Consider the following 15801-nt stretch of genomic DNA (forward strand, 5'->3'; position numbering starts at 1 on the left):
AACCCGGCGCTACTCTGGTGCCGTGTCCCTGCGTGTGCGGCAGCAGCACCGGAAAGAGCCGATCCGGCCGGATCGTCTCGCGAGGCTTGACGCCGCCCTGCCGGACCTCGACTGGACGATCCTGCCGCCCGGAACCGAGCGGTGCACCTTCCCGGCACCCAGCGGCAACCTGGCCGCCATCGCTCTCGGGCGCACCGGCGACCCGCGGGTGGTCCTGGTGCCGGGGGCGACGGGGTCCAAGGAAGACTTCGTGCTGCTTGCCCCGATCCTCGCCGACGCCGGCTACAGGGTGGAGAGCTTCGACCTGGCCGGCCAGTACGAGTCGGCCACGGCCGGTCCGGCGGCCGGCCTGCCGTACGACTACGACCTCTTTGTGGCCGACCTGATCGCGGTGCTGGAATCGGGGCGCACCCCGGTGCACGTGCTCGGCTATTCGTTCGCCGGCCTCGTCACCGAGCTGGGGTTGGCGCGGCGTCCGGAGCTGTTCGCGTCGCTGGTGCTGCTCACCACGCCGCCGCAGCCGGGGCAGACCTTCCGCGGGGTGCGCTGGCTCGGCCCGGTCAGCGGCCTGGTGCCGCCGCACGTCATCGCGTCCCTGATGATCTGGGGCATCGTCACCAACCGCAATCACACCCGGCCAGGCCGGCTCGCGCTCGCTCGGCTGCGGTTCGGGTACACCAGCCGGTCGAGCCTCGACGAGATCATGGGACTGATGAAGCACACCCCCGACGTGCGCCGGCACCTGGCCGGCAGCGGGGTGCCCATGCTCATCGCCGTGGGCGACCGGGACCTGTGGAAGGTGCGGCTGCACCGCAGGTTCGCCCGCCGCATCGGCGCGGAGCTGCGCATCTACCCGGCCGGGCACAGCCCCTGCGAGACGACCCCGCACCAGCTGGCTCATGACCTGCTCGCCCTCTACGCGCGCGGCCGCTGATTGCGCCGGCGGATGTGCCAGGGCGAGTAGGCCGGCCAAGCGGAGAAGAGCGTGCGGCCGGCCCACGCCACCCGGCGGCCGAGACCGTGCGGTGTCTCGAACGGGCGGGCGGAGATGCCCACCCGCAGGGTGCGGTCCACCGTGACCGGTTCCTCAGGGCCCAGGTGCATGCTGAAGTCGAGGTCGTCGTGCACGTCCCTGCGGCGGCGACGCACCCGGCCACGGTTGGCGGCCCAGACCTGCCGGCGCATCGCGAAGTTCGAGCCGAACAGCACCGGGTGCCCCAGCCACACCCCCATCCAGCGGAAGTACCCGCCGATGTACAGCCGGGCGCCGAGCCAGGCCGTCACCGGGCCGCAATCGTAGAAGTCGCCTGGACCGGTGTACACGGCGGTGTCGGGGTCGGCCGTGAACCTGGCCTCGATCCGCTCGAGCCAGTCCACCGGCGGCACCGAGTCGGCGTCGAGCCTGGCGATCACGTCGCCGGTGGCCGCGTCATAGCCGGCCGCGGCGGCCGGCCAGATGCCGCGCAGAGGCTCGGTGACAAGGCGCGCGCCGGCCGCGCGCGCAACCGTGGCCGAGGCATCCGTGCTCGCGTTGTCGACCACGACGATCTCGTCTGCCGGGCGGCGTTGTTGGGAGAGGGCGCGCAGGCAGGTGCGCAGGAAAACGGCGTCGTTATAGACCGGAATGACCACCGAAATGGTGATCGGAGTGCGGGGCCCGCCCAGGTCAGATCTCACGGCAATGGGTTGTGAGCAGCCCGATGCGGTCGATGGAGACGGTGACCGTCGAACCATCCTTGAGGAAGACCTGCGGTTTGCGGCTGTAGCCGGCGCCGCCGGGGCTGCCGGTGGAGATCAACGTGCCCGGCATCAGGGTGGACGTGAGCGAGAGATACGCGATGATCTCGGCCACCGTGCGCACCATGTCGCCGCTGGAGGCATCCTGCAGCACCCGCCCGTCGACGTGAGTGGTCAACCAGAGGTTCTGCGGGTCGGCGATCTCGTCGGCGGTCACCACCAGCGGGCCGGTGGGGGTGAACCCGTCGAAGGATTTGCAGCGCGACCACTGGGCCTCGGAGAATTGCAGGTCCCTCGCGGTGATGTCGTTCACGACCGTGTAGCCGAAGACGTAGTCCAGGGCGTCGCGCACCGACACATTGCGGGCGGGGCGGCCGATGATGACGCCGAGTTCGGCCTCGTAGTCCACCTGGGTGGTGAGGTCGGTGGGCCAGGTGATGATCGATTCGTGCCCGGTGAGGGAGTTCGGCCACAGCGAGAAGACCGTCGCGGCCGTCTCGCTGCGCAGCTTGAGCTCGGAGGAGTGGGCGGCGTAGTTGGCGCCGATGGCGATGATCTGCGGCGGGCGCAGCACCGCGGAGGAGTGCCGGAGGTCGTCGATCGGGGTGAGGCTGGCCCCGTGGGTGAGCGCGTTCGCGGTGAGCGCCCGCACCCTGTCGAACTCGGGAGCACCCTTCTCGATGAGGTCCTGCAGATCGCGCGGGGCGTCGTCGATCACCTCGTCGAGGAAGAGCGCCGCGTCGTCCACCACGATGGCTAGACGGGGGGTGGATTGGCCTTCGACTCTGAGGTGCGCAAACTTCACTTTCTCAGCGTAACGGGGCAGAGCCGTTCTGGCTGGGAACTTCGGGCCCGGCCGGTCGGGCCGTGCCCGCCGCCCGCCACAGGTGCATGCCGGCGTAACTGCGCCACGGCGCCCAGCGGCTGCCTCGCGCGGCGAGGTCTGCCGCCTTCGCCGGCAACCCCAGCCGGTCGGCTCCCTGGCGCAGTGCGAGATCGCTGGTGAGCAGGATGTCGGGGCTGCCGAGCACCCGCATGGCCACGTAACCGGCCGTCCACGGGCCGATCCCGGGCAGGGCGGTGAGCCTGGCCGTGAGTTCGTCGCGGGACTCGCCGACGTCGAGCACGAGGTCACCGGTTGCCAGTGCCTCGGCGACCCGGATGATCGTGGTGATGCGGGCGGCCGGGCCGCGCAGCACCTCGTGGCCATCCTGGGCGATGCGGGCGGCGGTGGGGAAGAGGAGGAAGGGCGTGCCTGTGTCGTCCCCGGCGGCGTCCGCGCTGGTCTCCGCGGCGGCATCCCCGAAGGAGGACACGGGCTCGCCGAGGGCGGCGCTCAGCCGGCCGAGCGCAGTGCGAGCGGCGGCGACGGAGACCTGCTGGCCCAGCAAGGCCCTGAACAGCGTCTCCTCGGCGTCGAGGCTGCCCGGCACCCGGATCCCGGGGATGCGACGCACGGACCCGGCCAGCGCCGGGTCGTCCGCGAGGGCGCGGTCGATGGCCTGGGCATCCGCGTCGAGGTCGAACAGTCGCCGCACCCGGCTGACCAGGGGAGCGAGGTCGGCAAGGTTGCTCAGCCGCGCCGTGCAGGCGAGGGCCGGGGCGGCAGGCGAGCCGGCCAGCGACAACTGCAGCGCCGCCGCGCCGTGCGGCAGCCGCAGGGTGCGTTCGTACGTCTCGGGGCCGCGCCTCTCGACGCCCGGTATGGCGCGCACGCCCAGGAAGTCCAGCAGGCCCTGGCCGTCGAACGGCGCTCGGGCGGGTAGCAGCAGGCGGATGGTGGAGCCGGGGGCCGCGTCATCCGAGCCCGCCGGCGTGGCGCGGACCCCCGCTGCCCTGGTCCCAGCCCGCAGGGCCGAGGGGGTGCGCTCGTACACGGAGCCGATGGTGTCGTTGAATTGCCGCACGCTGCCGAAGCCGGCCGCGAACGCGATGTCGGTGATCGACAGGTCGGTGCCGGTGAGCAGCACTCGCGCGGTCTGCGCGCGGTGGGCGCGGGCCAGCGCCAGGGGACCGGCGCCGACCTCGGCGACGAGCACCCTGGTGAGGTGTCTCGGCGTGTAGCCGAGGCGCCTTGCCAGCCCCGGTACCCCCTCGCGTTCGACGGTGCCGTCACCGATCAGCCGCATCGCCCGCGCGGCCAGGTCGTCACGGATGTTCCAGGCCGGCGACCCTGGCACGGCATCCGGCAGGCAGCGTTTGCAGGCGCGCAGCCCCGCCTCGTGCGCGGCGGCGGCCGTGAGGTAGAACGACACATTGCCGGGCTTGGGCGTCATCGCCGGGCAGCTCGGCCGGCAGTAGATGCCGGTGGAGTGCACGCCGGTGATGAACTGGCCGTCGAAGCGGGCGTCCCTGGACGACATCGCCCGGAACCGTTCGGCGAACACCGGGTCGTCCACGGCGCCCCTGGCGGAGGCGCCGGCGGGCGCGTCTTCGGCGGCGGGAGATGTCATCGCGTTGGTCACCCATCAAGACTGACACGCCCACCCCTCGACCGGTAGCGGGAATCGGACACCGCAGGCGGCCGGAATCAGGCCTGCCGAACCGGCCCCGTCCCCCTAAACTGGCTCGCATGACCCTCGACCCGACAGGCCGATCCATCGCCGTACCCGCGCAGGACGCACCCATTCAGAGCCCGGTCTGGAGTGCGCCGGTGCGGCGCACCAGGCTGAGCACCGTCGTCTGGGCGAGTGTGGGAATCGTGGTCGCCGCCCTGGCGGTGATCCTGGTGCTGGTCTACCTGTCCACGTTCCTCGGAGCCGGCGCACTGCTGGTCTGCCTGCTGCTGGCGCTGGTGCCGCTCACCCTGGTGATTCTGGCCGTGCGCTGGATCGACCGGTGGGAGCCGGAGCCGCGCCCCGCCCTGTGGTTCGCGTTCCTCTGGGGCGCTGGTGTGTCGATTGTGACCGCTCTGGTGTTCGATCTCGGGGTGCAGATCGTGGTCGCCACCAGCGGCACCGCCCGCCCGGCCGGGGATTTCCTGACCGCCGTGGTGCAGGCGCCGCTGGTGGAGGAGTCCGCCAAGGGCTTCGGCCTCCTGCTGCTGTTCTGGGTCATCCGCGGCCAGTTCAACGGCCCCATCGACGGGGTGGTCTATGCGGCCATGATCGCCGCGGGCTTCGCATTCTCGGAGAACATCCAGTACTTCGGCGTGGCCATGCTCGACGGCGGGATCGCCACGCTCGGCGTCACTTTCCTGCTGCGCGGGGTGCTCTCCCCGTTCGCGCACGTTCTGTTCACGGCCTGCACCGGCTTGGCGGTCGGCCTGGCCGCACGACGGGCCACCGGATCGCGCTACATCGGCACTGTGCTCATCGGGCTCGCCGCGGCCGTGCTGCTGCACGCAGTGTGGAACGGCGCGTTCTACTTCCTCACCACGGATGCGTCGCTAGTGGGCTACTACTTCCTTGTCCAGTTCCCGATGTTCCTCGGCGCGATCATCACCATGGTGATGCTGCGACGTCAGGAGGAGAGACTCACCGTGCAACGGCTCGGCGACTACGCTGCCGTCGGCTGGTTCACCGCCGCGGAGGTGGACATGCTGGCCACACCGCGCGGCCGGCGCCAGGCCCGCGCCTGGGCGCACGCCCAGCCGCCGGCCCGCCGGATGGCCATGAACCGCTTCATCGTGGATGCGACGAGGCTGGCCTCGGTGCGGCAACGCCTCGTGAGCGCTCAGGCGCATCCGTCACGCTCGACCGCCGAATCGCACCGGACGGAGCCGTCGGCCGACCAGGCTGAAGAGGCCAGGCTGCTGGGCCTGCTGATGGCCGACAGGGCCGAAGTCATCGGCTGACCTCCCACGAGGCTGACCCCGTGAGGCTGACCCCGTGAAGACGAGAAAACTCGCCGCCCGGTGGTGTGGCACTGCCGACAACTCTCCCGGTGCGACGAGTTTTGTGAAATAAGCATGCGCCTTGGGCCCGCGTTCGCGCAAGGGGGAATTTCTCGGGTGCGTCGCCGCCCGGAATCCGATTGGATGGACTCATGACTGATTTGAACAACAAGCCAGAACTCGACTTCCCGGAGGGCCCCGCGCCCGAACAGCTCGACATCGTCGACATCGTGGTGGGCGACGGGGCAGAGGCCACCGCCGGCGCCACCGTCGACGTGCACTACCTCGGTGTCGAGTACGACACCGGCGAAGAATTCGACTCCTCCTGGAACCGAGGCCAGTCGATCAACTTCCCGCTTGGCTCCCTCATTGCCGGCTGGCAGCAGGGCATCCCCGGTATGAAGGTGGGCGGTCGACGCAAGCTCACCGTGCCCCCGCACCTGGCCTACGGCCCCGCCGGCTCCGGTCACCGCCTCTCCGGCAAGACCCTGATCTTCGTGATCGACCTGCTCGGCGTCAGCTAGGACCTGCCAGCTCGGGCCCGTCGGCCCCACCCGCTGCGACACGCACCCGCGTGATTCATGATCGGATGCCCCGGAGACCGCAGACAGCGCTCCGGGGCATCCGCTTTGCCTTTTCCCGGCTGCCCGGGGAGTGAGCGGGTGCCCTCGCGCTCCACGCCGCCGTCTATGGATAATGGGGCATGATCACAATCGACTGTGCCCGTGCGTTGCAGCAGGCCGGATTGCGTTGGCGTCCGGCGTCGGGGGATTCGTTCCGGATCGAGAGGCCGGGCTTCGACTCCGAGGTCTTCACCGTGAGCGAGATGACGATCGAGGCCCACGAATTCGACACCGGCACCATCCTCGGCTTCAACGGCACGACGGAATGGGCGCTGGATTCGCTCGCGCTGGAAGACGCGCTGTGGCTGCCGAGAGAAGACCAGCTGCGCGCCCTCCTGCGCGGCACCTTCCGCTCGCTGCACAGGCAGGGCGAGGGCAGCTACCGGGTGACCGTGCATGTGCGCGGACTCGACGAAGCCTTCGAGGCCGAGACCGCCGAGGATGCCTACGGCGTCGCCGTGCTCATGCTGATCGGCCTCTCCGGTGAGGGGCACATCACGCCGGCCTCGTCACTTTAGTACCGCTCCGGCCAGTACCGTTCCGGCTAGTACCTTTCCGGCTCGGGTTCGAGCGCGAACCGGCGACCGGTGATCTCGGTGGGGGTGATCTCCACCCAGATGTACTTGAGGGTGGGCACCAGCGGGCGCAACGGAAGCGCGTTGGCTGCGTCGATCTCCGCCTGCGTGTCCAGCACCCGGGCGATTCCCTTGACGACAACGCTCCAGGCATCGGCCCGCCCGATGTCGTCGGTCTCCAGTGCGACCTTGTTGTTCACCGTCAGCGCGAGCAGTTTGGTGCCCTCCGCCGTGCGGAACAGCAGGCGCTGGTCTGCGGCGACGAAGTTGAGCGGGAAGATCTCGATGTCGTCGGCGACACTGGCCGCCAGACGGCCGAAGCTCGAGGAGAGCAGCAGTTCCCAGCAGTCGTTTGTGCTCAGAATGCGGACCGGATCAGGGTCGTTGATGTCCATGCTTCATATTCCCACTTTGCGGCCCACTCGGCGACTACGTGCGAGTGGGCCGCGGCGTGTTGCCCGGCAGAGGGTCAGACCTTGGGGGCCTGGTCCTGGGTCGCGGTGTGGGTGCGTCGGCGGACCATCGTCACGGCGAGGAGGATTCCGCCGAGCAGAAGGGCCGCGCCGGCGATCAGGAACACGGGCTGGGCATCCGCGCCGGTCTCGGCCAGTGCCGCCGCGTTGTCGCCGCCGGCACCGGAACCGCCGCCGCCACCGGCAACCGGGAGCAGCGGGCTCACGGGGCTGGTCGAGGTGGGTGTCGGGGTCGAGGTGGGAGTCACCGGCAGGGCCGGCGACGAGGTGTCCGTGGGGGTGGGCGTCGGGCCGTCAGACGGCGTCGGCGTGCCGGGCGTGCCGGGCGTGCCGGGGGTGCCGGGCGTGCCGGGTGTCGGGGTCGGCGTGCCGGACGGCGTGGGAACCGGCGTGCCCGTCGGGGTGCCACTGGGTGTGGGCGACGGGGTGCTCGTCGACGTGGGGATTGGAGTCGAGGTCGCGGTCGGGGTCGGCGTCGCGGTGGGTGTCGTCACCGAGGCCGGCAGGATTCGGTTGGTGAGCGACGCCGTGCAGGTCACGTAGGAGCCGGGCGCGGTGACGTTGCCGTTGTTGCACTGGTTGATCGTCACGGGCAGGGCTGTGGTCTGGGTGGACGGACGCACGACGCAGGTCACGCGCTGCGTGCCGCCGCCGCCGTTCGCTGCGCCGTTGCACTGGGTGATGGTGGCGTTCGTGGTCGACTGCACAGGGTCGCAGTTGAGGGTCGGCTGGGTGCCGCCGCCGGCCCCGGAACCCACGCACTGGTTGACCGTGGCGGGGCTGGTGGTGGCGTTGCCGGTGATGTTGTTGACCACCTGTACCCGGCAGGTGACGGTTGCGCCGCCGCCCTGGCCGGAGGCGTTGCACTGGTCGACCACGGTCGTGGCGGTGGGGAAGTTGACCGGCAGGGTGGTGCAGGTCAGCGCGGTGTTCGCGGCGCCGGTGCAGGTGCGCACGACGATGACGGAGCTGGAGACGCCGGTGGCGACATCCAGGTAGTTCGTGACGGTGACGTCGCACTCCACGGCCTGGCCGCCGGCGTTCTGGATGCCGTTGCACTGGTTGACGTTGCCGGGAACGGCGGCGGCGGAGGCCGGTGCCTGCGTGGTGCCGAGAATGGCGGCCGCGACGATCACGAGGCCGAACGTGGCCGCGAGGCCGCGACGCAAGAGGGCCGCTGAGCATCCGTGTCGCGGTCGCTCACTGAGGTGTGTCGGTTCGGCGCCACCGCCGATGTCGGGAATGAAAGAATCGGTCGATCGTGCCGTAGCCATTTGGGGCCCCCTTGTTCGCGGGCCTCGTGACCCCCATTGAGGTCACGATATCAGCTACGTGATTCCGAAGTATTACGGGATGGTTACGCCGTTCCGCGCCCACAGCCTCGTGGTGGCCAGCTCGGCGCCGGCCACGAGGGCGTCGAGTTTCGCCCAGGCGATCTGCGGGTGGATGCGGCCGCCGAGACCGCAGTCGGTGGAGGCGATCACGTTCTCGCGGCCGACGACGTTCGCGAAGCGCTCGATCCGGTCGGCCACGAGCTCTGGGTGCTCGACGACATTGGTGGCGTGGCCGATGACGCCGGGAACGATCTGCTTGCCGTCCGGCAGGGTCACATCCTCCCAGATGCGCCATTCGTGTTCGTGGCGGGCGTTGGCACCCTCGAACGAATAGGACCCGGCGTTGATCTCCAACATGGTCTCGACGAGGTAACGGAATTCGAGGTCGGTGGTGTGCGGGCCGTGCCAGCTGCCCCAACAGAGGTGGAACCGGATCTGCTCCTCCGGCAGGCCGCGGAGGGCGTGGTTGAGAGCTTCGACCCGGATGCGGGTGAAGGCCAGGTAGTCCTCCACGGAGGGGGCCGGGTTGATCTGGTCCCAGTTCTCGGCGATCGACGGGTCGTCGATCTGCAGGATCAGTCCGGCGTCGATGACGGCCCGGTACTCCTCGCGCAGCGCGTCGGCCATCGCCCAGATGAACTCCTCCTCGGTGGCGTAGAACTCGTTGCCGATGCGCGAGGCGCTGCCGGGGGAGAGCGCGGTGATGAAGCCCTGCTGCGCGCCGGCCGCGGCCAGGCCGGTCTTGAGGTGGGCGATGTCGGAGGCGATGGCATCCTGGCCCGTGTAGCTGACCGTGCCGGTGGCCGTGGGGAAGGCCGGCGCCCGGTCACCCACCGAAATGCCGCTCTTCGGATCACCGTAGGCATCGGCGAACAGGGTCCAGTCTCGGCGGTCGGGGAAGGTGGTGAGCTGCACGTTGCCCGGGCTGGAGCGCACGGGAGCGCCGGCGAACGGTCCGCCGGGAACCAGCTCGAGGCCGCTGAGGCGCTGGAAGGAATATGACCACCAGGCGCCGTAGTCGACGGCGCTGGACATGGCCTTGCCGAACTCGCCGTCACCGGGAAGGGTGAGGCCGGTGTCGACCTGGCGCTGCACCAGGTCGACCACGGCGCCTTCGAGCAACGGCTGGAAGCCGGCCGGGCTGTCGAGGGTGAGGCGTCCGGCGGCGGCGTCCTGACGGGCGTCGTTGGCGTCGAGCAACGCGGCCGTTCTCGGAAGGCTGCCGGCGTGGGTGGTGGGGATGCGGTTCGCGGTGGTCATGCCGTCAGTATCCCAAGCACGGCCGGTGACCGCGGGATTGTTACGCGGCTGTGCTTTCAGCGCTCGGCTTCTCAGCGCTCGCTGGCCGCCCGCACCCTGTCGATCAGGTCCTTCCAGGCGCCGCGCACCTGGGGTTCGGCGAGCACGACCTCGTGCGGTGCGCAGCGGATACGGTACACATAGCGGTCAACGGCCGGTGTCGTGTCTTCGGCCTCGTCCCAGGGCAGCTCCTCCAGGAACTGCATCCAGGCCGCCGCATCCGGCTGTTCGTCGACCTGCACGTCCCAGGTGACCCGGAGCCCAGCGATCCCCCCGCTGCGTGAGACGACGACCTTCATGGCCCCATGCTACGTCCGGCGACGCCGGGAGCGGGGATGTCGACACGATCGGCAGCGGCTTCCCAGCGGGCGCCGGTGCAGCCGTGCCTGAGGCCGCCCCGGGCCGGGCCGGGCGGCCTTCGGTCAGGACGCCGCGCGCAGCGGATCGAGGGTGATCCCCACGCCCTGCCAGCCGCCTCTGACCGCTTCGTGTTCGAGGGACCCAGATCCGTAGCGCCGGATGGCCGCCGCCTCCGTGGCGCGCGCGAACACCGCGAAGGTGGCGGTGGCGGTCAGATCCGGGCCGGTGAGGGTGTCGTACCAGATCTGTCCCGGAGCCTCCCAGGCGTTGCCGCCGATGGCGTCGGCCACCAGGTAGAACGCCCGGTTCGGGATACCCGAATTGAGGTGCACTCCGCCGTAGTCGTCCTCGGTGTCCACGTAGCCGGACATCGAGTCGGGCTGCGGGTCGGTTCCGAGCACATCGTCGTCGTAGGCGGTGCCCGGCGCCTTCATGGAGCGCAACGCCTGTCCCTGCACCTCCTCGGTGAACAGCCCGGCTCCGATCAGCCAGCTGGCCGTAGCGGTGTCCTGGCCCAGTGCGTACTGCTCGACGAGGGCACCGAACACGTCGGAGACCGATTCATTGAGGGCACCGGACTGGCCCTGATAGACGAGATTGGCGCTGTACTGGGTCACGCCGTGGGTGAGCTCGTGCGCGATCACGCTCAACGAGATCGTGAACCTGTTGAAGACCTCGCCGTCGCCGTCGCCGAACACCATCCGCTCGCCGTCCCAGAACGCGTTGTCGTAGTCGCGGCCGTAGTGCACCGTGGCGTCCAGCGGCAGGCCGCGCCCGTCGATGGAGTCGCGCTGGTACTGGCTCCAGTAGAGCCCGTGGGTGTCGCCCAGGCCGGTGTAGGCCTCGTTGACCGCCACATCGGCGACAGGCGGCTGGCCCTCCGTGCGCACGACCCGGCCGGGCAGTCTCTGCAGGTGGCCGGCGTCGCTGATGGTGCGCGTGGTGACCCCGGGCACGGCCGAAGCCGGCGGCAGGGGCGCCGCGGTGGGGTGGCGGTCGCCCAACCGCAGGTTGCGGATGGGGGCGTCGAGCTGCAGGGAACGTCTGGCGGCCGCCGCCGCGGCCGAGTAACGCGGGTCATCGACCTCGGCCAGGTGCGCGAGGAGATACGGCGGCACGATGCCGCAGTGAACGGTGGGGACGGGGCTCTGGGTGGGGTGTCTGCCTGTCATGCGGTGAGTCTGCCAGCCCGCGCCGACATTCGCACCTGTCTGCGCCGGCCGGCTGCCTCACAGGGCCGACCAGCCGCCATCCGACGCCAGGACCACGCCGGTGACGTTCGCCGCGTCGGTACTGGCGAGCCAGGTGATCGCGGCGGCGAGCTGCTCCGAGGTGGCCACGGGCGGCAACACGTGCTGGAACACCGGCCCGAGCACCGACCCGGCCAGGGGCGACAGCATCGGGGCCTCGATATTGGTCTGCACACCGCCGGGGGCGACGGCGTTGCAGCGGATGCCCTGGGCGGAGTACATCACCGAGGTGTTGCGGGTGAGGCCGATCACGGCGTGCTTGGAGGCCGTGTACGCCACCCCGGCCGCACCGCCGCGCAGGCCGGCCTCGGAGGAGACGTTGACGATGGAGCCGCCACCGCCGGCCACCATGACCGGCAGGGCCGCCCTGAGCAGCCGCATCATCCCGGTCACGTTGATGCCGAAGACGCGGTCCCAGGTGGCGTCGTCGACCTCGGCGACGGGCAGGAAGCCGTCCATGACGCCGGCGACGTTGGCGACGACGTCGATGCGGCCGTTGGCCGCGGCCACCAGCCGGGTCGTGGTGTCTTCGTGGCTGATGTCGCCGTCGACAGTGACGATGTCGAGGTCGGCGTACTGGTCGAGAAGCTCCTGCAGCCGGGCGGGAACGACGTCACCGGCGATCACCCTGGCGCCCTCCTGCGCGAGGCGCACAGCTGTCGCCTTGCCGATGCCGGAGCCTGCTCCAGTGACGATCGCGGTCTGGCCGGCGAACCGGTCCGGGGTCACGGCTGAAACCATCGGGGTGCTCCTTTGCAGTCCTGACGCGGTGAGATGTGTACGCGGTCGCGGGCGTGATGCCGCGAACGCACCATTCATAGCACCGTCAGAGCGCCACGGCGCGGGGGTCGTGGCTGCTGTGACAGATCCCGTAGCGGGCGCTCTGTCCGAGCCGATTTGTAGACTGCGGGTATGCGCTATGGAATTGTGATCCTGCCCCAGTTCGCCTGGCCGGAAGCCCGCCGGCGGTGGCAAGGCGCCGAGCAGTACGGTTTCGACCATGCCTGGACCTACGACCACCTCTCCTGGCGCAGCCTCGCCGATCAGCCGTGGCACGCCACCATTCCCACGCTGGCCGCGGCCGCGGCGGTCACCGACCGGGTCCGGCTCGGCACCTTCGTGGCGTCACCGAATTTCCGGCATCCGGTGCCGTTCGCCAAGGAGATCGCCACCGTCGACGAGATCTCCGGCGGACGCCTCACGCTCGGGGTGGGATCCGGCGGAACGGGCTTCGACGCCTTCGTGCTGGGCCAGCCGACGTACACGCCGCGCCAACGGCACGACAGATTCGCCGAGTTCGTCACCGACCTGGACCAGCTGCTGCGCCACGAGGAGCCCGGCGCGGGTGGCTTCAGCTTCTCGGGTGACTGGTTCACCGCGGTGGACGCACGCATGGTGGGCCGGCCGGCCCAGAGCCCGCGGGTGCCGTTCGTGATCGCGGCCAACGGGCCCAAGGGGCTGAGGCTCGTGGCCGAGCATGCCGCCGGCTGGGTGACCACCGGAGCCGACGGCGCCGTGGGCGAGGACTGGTGGAACGCGGTGGCGGCCCTGTCGCACCGGCTCGACGACACCCTCGCCGCGGCGGGCCGCGAACCAGGCACCCTCGACAGGTACCTGTCGCTCGACAGCGGCGGGGCATACTCGCTGCAGAGCCTCGGCGCCTTCGACGACGCCGTCGGGCGCGCCGCCGAGCTCGGCTTCACCGATGTGATCAGCCACTGGCCGCGCGCCGACGGCATCTACGCCGGTTCGGAGTCGGTCCTCGACGAGGTCGCCGCCCGCCTGGCCTGAGCGCCCGCCCGCCCGAGTGTCCCCCCGGGCTGGCGCAGCGACTTCGCCCAGTCGAAGCAATTCGACGAGAAGCCCCTCGCCGACTTGCGGCAAAATTCCCCTTCAGCTCACGTGAAGGGGCGTTTTGACGTAAGTCGGCGCAGAGCAACCCGCCGACTTGCCGCAAACTGTCCCTTCAGGGCGCCCGAAGGGGCGTTTTGACGTAAGTCGGCGCAGAGCAACCCGCAGCGAGGCAGGCTGTCGGGCTAGACGTCGATGCGGTAGCCGCGCTTGATGACGGTGGCGACCAGCGCGGGCACCGGTAGGGCCTGGCGCAGCCGGCTGATGGCCACGTCCACGGCGTGGTCGTCCTGGATCTCGGGTAGCGCGGCCGTGAGGTCGGCCCGGGAGAGCACCGACCCGCGTGCGGCGAGAAGTGCGCGCAGGAGCGTCAGCGAGGTCGGCGGCAGCATGGCGGATGTGCCGGCCACCCGAACCTGCCGGCCGCGCAGTTCCACCAGCCCGTGCCGGCTGTCCAGGCGCAGCACGCGCTCGTCGGCCAGGTAGTCGCAGACCAGCTTGATGAGCGCGCCCATGCGGAACCGCTCCGGCACGATCGGTGTGATGCCGGCGGCCACGAGGGGAGCGGCGGTGACGTGGCCGACCGCGGCGGCCACCACCGGTCCGCGCAGGGCCTCCTGCAACGCGTCGAGCCTGCCGACGCCATCCGCTGCGCCGAACAGCGCCTCGACGGCCGGAGCGCTGGTGAACGTCACGGCGTCCAGGGAGCCCGTGCAGACGGCGTCGATGAGTTTGAGCACCCGGCTCGAATCCTCCGGCAGCAGCCAGCGGTAGGGGGCGACGGTGAGCACGGTGGCCCCCGCGTCGCGCAGGCGTTCGATCTGGGACTCGTCGGTGAACCCGTGCAGCTGCACGGCAACGGTGAGCCCGGCGGCGCCCTCGCCGAGCACCTTGTCCACGAGCGAACGGGTGGTCTCCTCGTCGCTCATGCCGGAGTCGTCGAGGTTGGCGGCGCGGATCGCGCCGCGCGCCTTGGGGCCGCGCACGAAGATACGGCTGTGCTCGAGGGTGGTGGTGAGGTCGTGGCCGAGCCCGGCCGCATCCGCCGCCTCGAACCAGCGACGCACCCCGTACGACGTGGTCGCCAACAGGATGTCGGGGCGTGCGGCGATGATCGCGGCGGTGTCCGCGGTGATCTGTGAGTCGTCGGCAGCGGCCGCGATGCGGATGGCCGGGGCGTGCAGGACGTCGCCGCCACGTCTCTCGAACGCAGCGATCAGGTCTTCGCTTCTGCGGTCGGAAGTGACGCCGATGCGGAAGCCCTCGAGCTGGTCCGGGCGGAAGCCGGGCAGTCCGGCTTCGATTCCGATGTCGTTAACGGTGTCTCCGATGGTCTGGGGCAGAACGTCTTGGGCAGGGTTACCTCTGGCCTGAGAGTGTAGCGGCGTTCGCGAGCACCGCTACGGCCGCGGCGTCGTCGCACTGGGCCAGCCGCACGACCTCGCCGATCACGAGCACGGCTGGGGAGCGCGCGCCGACCTCGCCGGCCACCCGCACCACGGTGTCGATGTCGGCCACCGTGGTGCGCTGCTGCGTGGAGAAGCCGCGTTCGATGATGGCGATGGGCATGTCGGCACGCATGCCGTGGCGGGCCAGGCCGCTCGCCAGGTGCGGCAGGGTGCCCACGCCCATGAGCACAACGATGGTGCCGCCCAGGCCCACCAGGTGGGCCAGTTCGTCTTCGCTGAGCGGCACGTGGCCGCTCAGCACGGTGAACAGGCGCGAGACATCGCGGTGGGTCACCGGGATGCCCGCGAGCGCCGGCACGGCGATGGCGCTGGTGACCCCGGAAATGACGGTGACCGGCACGCCGGCGGCACGGCAGGCGGCCATCTCCTCGCCGCCGCGACCGAACACGAACGGGTCGCCGCCCTTGAGGCGAACGACGGTGAGGCCGGACAGGGCGCTGGCCACGAGCATCCGTTCGATCTCGACCTGCGGCACGGCGTGGTGGCCCGGAAGCTTGCCCACGTTCACCAACTCGGCGCCCGGAGCCCACTCGTCGATCAAGGCGCGCGGCCCGAGCCTGTCGTAATAGACGATGTCGGCACCGCGGAGCGCGGTGAGCGCGGCGACCGTGAGCAGGTCGTCGTCGCCGGGGCCGCCGCCGACGAGGGTGACATGGCCGGGCCGGGAGACCGGAGCGGCCGCCTCACGGGTGAGCCAGACCGACCGTTCGGCGCAGGCAGCGGCGACCAGCGGCTGGGCCTCGGCGGGAACATCGACGACCACGACGAGGTCGACGGCGGAGACGAGGTCGCGCCAGAGCGCGGGGGAGTGCGGCCAGGCCACCGGGCGCACCTGCGGGTTGGGCACCTCGAACGTGTCGGCCGCGAGGTAGACCACGGCGCCGGCGGCCACGTAGCGGGCGATCACACGGCGTGCGGGACGGCTGCCGCCGAGCACGAGCACGCGGCGGCCGGAGACGTTCAGCGAAATGTCGAGCGACGGTGTCGGCATGGTG

Annotated in this window: 16 protein-coding genes; 5 read left to right on the forward strand and 11 right to left on the reverse strand. The window is 70.6% G+C overall.

Annotated elements, in window-relative coordinates; all coding sequences use genetic code 11:
• Positions 1-22 precede the first annotated feature (22 nt).
• Positions 23-934 (forward strand): alpha/beta hydrolase, encoded by a 912-nt coding sequence (locus BJQ94_RS05890; protein ID WP_345893480.1) that lies wholly within the window; start codon positions 23-25, stop codon positions 932-934.
• On the opposite strand, the gene BJQ94_RS05895 is transcribed toward BJQ94_RS05890, so the two are convergent.
• The 3 genes from BJQ94_RS05895 to BJQ94_RS05905 are packed head-to-tail and all read right to left on the reverse strand — an operon-like array spanning position 916 to position 4190.
• Positions 916-1677, reverse strand: a complete 762-nt coding sequence (locus BJQ94_RS05895; protein WP_265397728.1) for a glycosyltransferase family 2 protein — start codon at positions 1675-1677, stop codon at positions 916-918. The two genes, BJQ94_RS05890 and BJQ94_RS05895, sit on opposite strands and share 19 nt — an antisense overlap.
• Positions 1667-2542: a fumarylacetoacetate hydrolase family protein gene (locus BJQ94_RS05900; RefSeq protein WP_265397729.1), complete on the reverse strand. Its 876-nt coding sequence runs from the start codon at positions 2540-2542 to the stop codon at positions 1667-1669. Before BJQ94_RS05900 ends, BJQ94_RS05895 begins: the two co-directional genes overlap by 11 nt.
• Positions 2543-2546: 4 nt before the next feature.
• The gene (locus BJQ94_RS05905) at positions 2547-4190 is read right to left on the reverse strand and encodes an AlkA N-terminal domain-containing protein (protein ID WP_275875568.1); all 1644 of its coding nucleotides are present in this window, start codon (positions 4188-4190) and stop codon (positions 2547-2549) included.
• A gap of 119 nt (positions 4191-4309) precedes the next feature.
• On the opposite strand from BJQ94_RS05905, the gene BJQ94_RS05910 reads away from it, so the two are divergent.
• From BJQ94_RS05910 to BJQ94_RS05920, 3 genes are all read left to right on the forward strand, one after another.
• Positions 4310-5533 (forward strand): PrsW family intramembrane metalloprotease, encoded by a 1224-nt coding sequence (locus BJQ94_RS05910; protein ID WP_265397730.1) that lies wholly within the window; start codon positions 4310-4312, stop codon positions 5531-5533.
• 191 nt (positions 5534-5724) lie between these two features.
• On the forward strand, positions 5725-6096 hold the full coding sequence (locus tag BJQ94_RS05915) for an FKBP-type peptidyl-prolyl cis-trans isomerase (RefSeq protein WP_265397731.1): 372 nt from the start codon (positions 5725-5727) through the stop codon (positions 6094-6096).
• A gap of 179 nt (positions 6097-6275) precedes the next feature.
• Positions 6276-6713 (forward strand): hypothetical protein, encoded by a 438-nt coding sequence (locus tag BJQ94_RS05920; protein WP_265397732.1) that lies wholly within the window; start codon positions 6276-6278, stop codon positions 6711-6713.
• Positions 6714-6739: 26 nt separating this feature from the next.
• Here the strand turns inward: BJQ94_RS05920 and BJQ94_RS05925 are convergent, their stop codons facing one another.
• The 6 genes from BJQ94_RS05925 to BJQ94_RS05950 all read right to left on the reverse strand — a co-directional run bounded on the left by BJQ94_RS05925 (position 6740) and on the right by BJQ94_RS05950 (position 12227).
• A complete protein-coding gene (locus BJQ94_RS05925; protein ID WP_265397733.1) occupies positions 6740-7165 on the reverse strand; it encodes a pyridoxamine 5'-phosphate oxidase family protein in 426 nt (141 codons plus the stop codon).
• 74 nt (positions 7166-7239) lie between these two features.
• The gene (locus tag BJQ94_RS05930; protein WP_265397734.1) at positions 7240-8517 is read right to left on the reverse strand and encodes an LPXTG cell wall anchor domain-containing protein; all 1278 of its coding nucleotides are present in this window, start codon (positions 8515-8517) and stop codon (positions 7240-7242) included.
• A gap of 72 nt (positions 8518-8589) precedes the next feature.
• Complete coding sequence (locus BJQ94_RS05935) at positions 8590-9837, reverse strand: cobalamin-independent methionine synthase II family protein (protein WP_265397735.1); 1248 nt, start codon at positions 9835-9837, stop codon at positions 8590-8592.
• A gap of 71 nt (positions 9838-9908) precedes the next feature.
• A complete protein-coding gene (locus tag BJQ94_RS05940; RefSeq protein WP_265397736.1) occupies positions 9909-10175 on the reverse strand; it encodes a protealysin inhibitor emfourin in 267 nt (88 codons plus the stop codon).
• Between the two features lie 123 nt (positions 10176-10298).
• Entirely contained in the window at positions 10299-11408 is a 1110-nt protein-coding gene (locus tag BJQ94_RS05945) for a M4 family metallopeptidase (protein WP_265397737.1), read from the reverse strand.
• 57 nt (positions 11409-11465) lie between these two features.
• A complete protein-coding gene (locus BJQ94_RS05950) occupies positions 11466-12227 on the reverse strand; it encodes an SDR family NAD(P)-dependent oxidoreductase (protein ID WP_265397738.1) in 762 nt (253 codons plus the stop codon).
• 171 nt (positions 12228-12398) lie between these two features.
• Between BJQ94_RS05950 and BJQ94_RS05955 the strand changes: the two genes are divergently transcribed.
• A complete protein-coding gene (locus tag BJQ94_RS05955; protein ID WP_265397739.1) occupies positions 12399-13277 on the forward strand; it encodes an LLM class flavin-dependent oxidoreductase in 879 nt (292 codons plus the stop codon).
• Between the two features lie 245 nt (positions 13278-13522).
• Here BJQ94_RS05955 and BJQ94_RS05960 read toward each other — a convergent pair whose 3' ends face one another.
• Both BJQ94_RS05960 and cobA read right to left on the reverse strand, forming a co-directional pair.
• On the reverse strand, positions 13523-14668 hold the full coding sequence (locus BJQ94_RS05960; RefSeq protein ID WP_345893499.1) for a uroporphyrinogen-III synthase: 1146 nt from the start codon (positions 14666-14668) through the stop codon (positions 13523-13525).
• A 28-nt stretch (positions 14669-14696) separates the two neighbouring features.
• The gene (gene cobA, locus BJQ94_RS05965; protein WP_265397740.1) at positions 14697-15797 is read right to left on the reverse strand and encodes a uroporphyrinogen-III C-methyltransferase; all 1101 of its coding nucleotides are present in this window, start codon (positions 15795-15797) and stop codon (positions 14697-14699) included.
• Positions 15798-15801 lie beyond the last annotated feature (4 nt).

It is taken from the genome of Cryobacterium sp. SO2, assembly GCF_026151165.2.
Classification (GTDB): Bacteria; Actinomycetota; Actinomycetes; order Actinomycetales; family Microbacteriaceae; genus Cryobacterium.

Excerpts from the sequence above, each read along its gene's own strand:
- BJQ94_RS05905 (WP_275875568.1), bottom strand. The coding sequence starts at position 4,190 with ATGACATCTCCCGCCGCCGAAGACGCGCCCGCCGGCGCCTCCGCCAGG.
- BJQ94_RS05910 (WP_265397730.1), top strand. The coding sequence starts at position 4,310 with ATGACCCTCGACCCGACAGGCCGATCCATCGCCGTACCCGCGCAGGAC.
- BJQ94_RS05915 (WP_265397731.1), top strand. The coding sequence starts at position 5,725 with ATGACTGATTTGAACAACAAGCCAGAACTCGACTTCCCGGAGGGCCCC.
- BJQ94_RS05920 (WP_265397732.1), top strand. The coding sequence starts at position 6,276 with ATGATCACAATCGACTGTGCCCGTGCGTTGCAGCAGGCCGGATTGCGT.
- BJQ94_RS05925 (WP_265397733.1), bottom strand. The coding sequence starts at position 7,165 with ATGGACATCAACGACCCTGATCCGGTCCGCATTCTGAGCACAAACGAC.
- BJQ94_RS05930 (WP_265397734.1), bottom strand. The coding sequence starts at position 8,517 with ATGGCTACGGCACGATCGACCGATTCTTTCATTCCCGACATCGGCGGT.
- BJQ94_RS05935 (WP_265397735.1), bottom strand. The coding sequence starts at position 9,837 with ATGACCACCGCGAACCGCATCCCCACCACCCACGCCGGCAGCCTTCCG.
- BJQ94_RS05940 (WP_265397736.1), bottom strand. The coding sequence starts at position 10,175 with ATGAAGGTCGTCGTCTCACGCAGCGGGGGGATCGCTGGGCTCCGGGTC.
- BJQ94_RS05945 (WP_265397737.1), bottom strand. The coding sequence starts at position 11,408 with ATGACAGGCAGACACCCCACCCAGAGCCCCGTCCCCACCGTTCACTGC.
- BJQ94_RS05950 (WP_265397738.1), bottom strand. The coding sequence starts at position 12,227 with ATGGTTTCAGCCGTGACCCCGGACCGGTTCGCCGGCCAGACCGCGATC.
- BJQ94_RS05955 (WP_265397739.1), top strand. The coding sequence starts at position 12,399 with ATGCGCTATGGAATTGTGATCCTGCCCCAGTTCGCCTGGCCGGAAGCC.
- cobA (WP_265397740.1), bottom strand. The coding sequence starts at position 15,797 with ATGCCGACACCGTCGCTCGACATTTCGCTGAACGTCTCCGGCCGCCGC.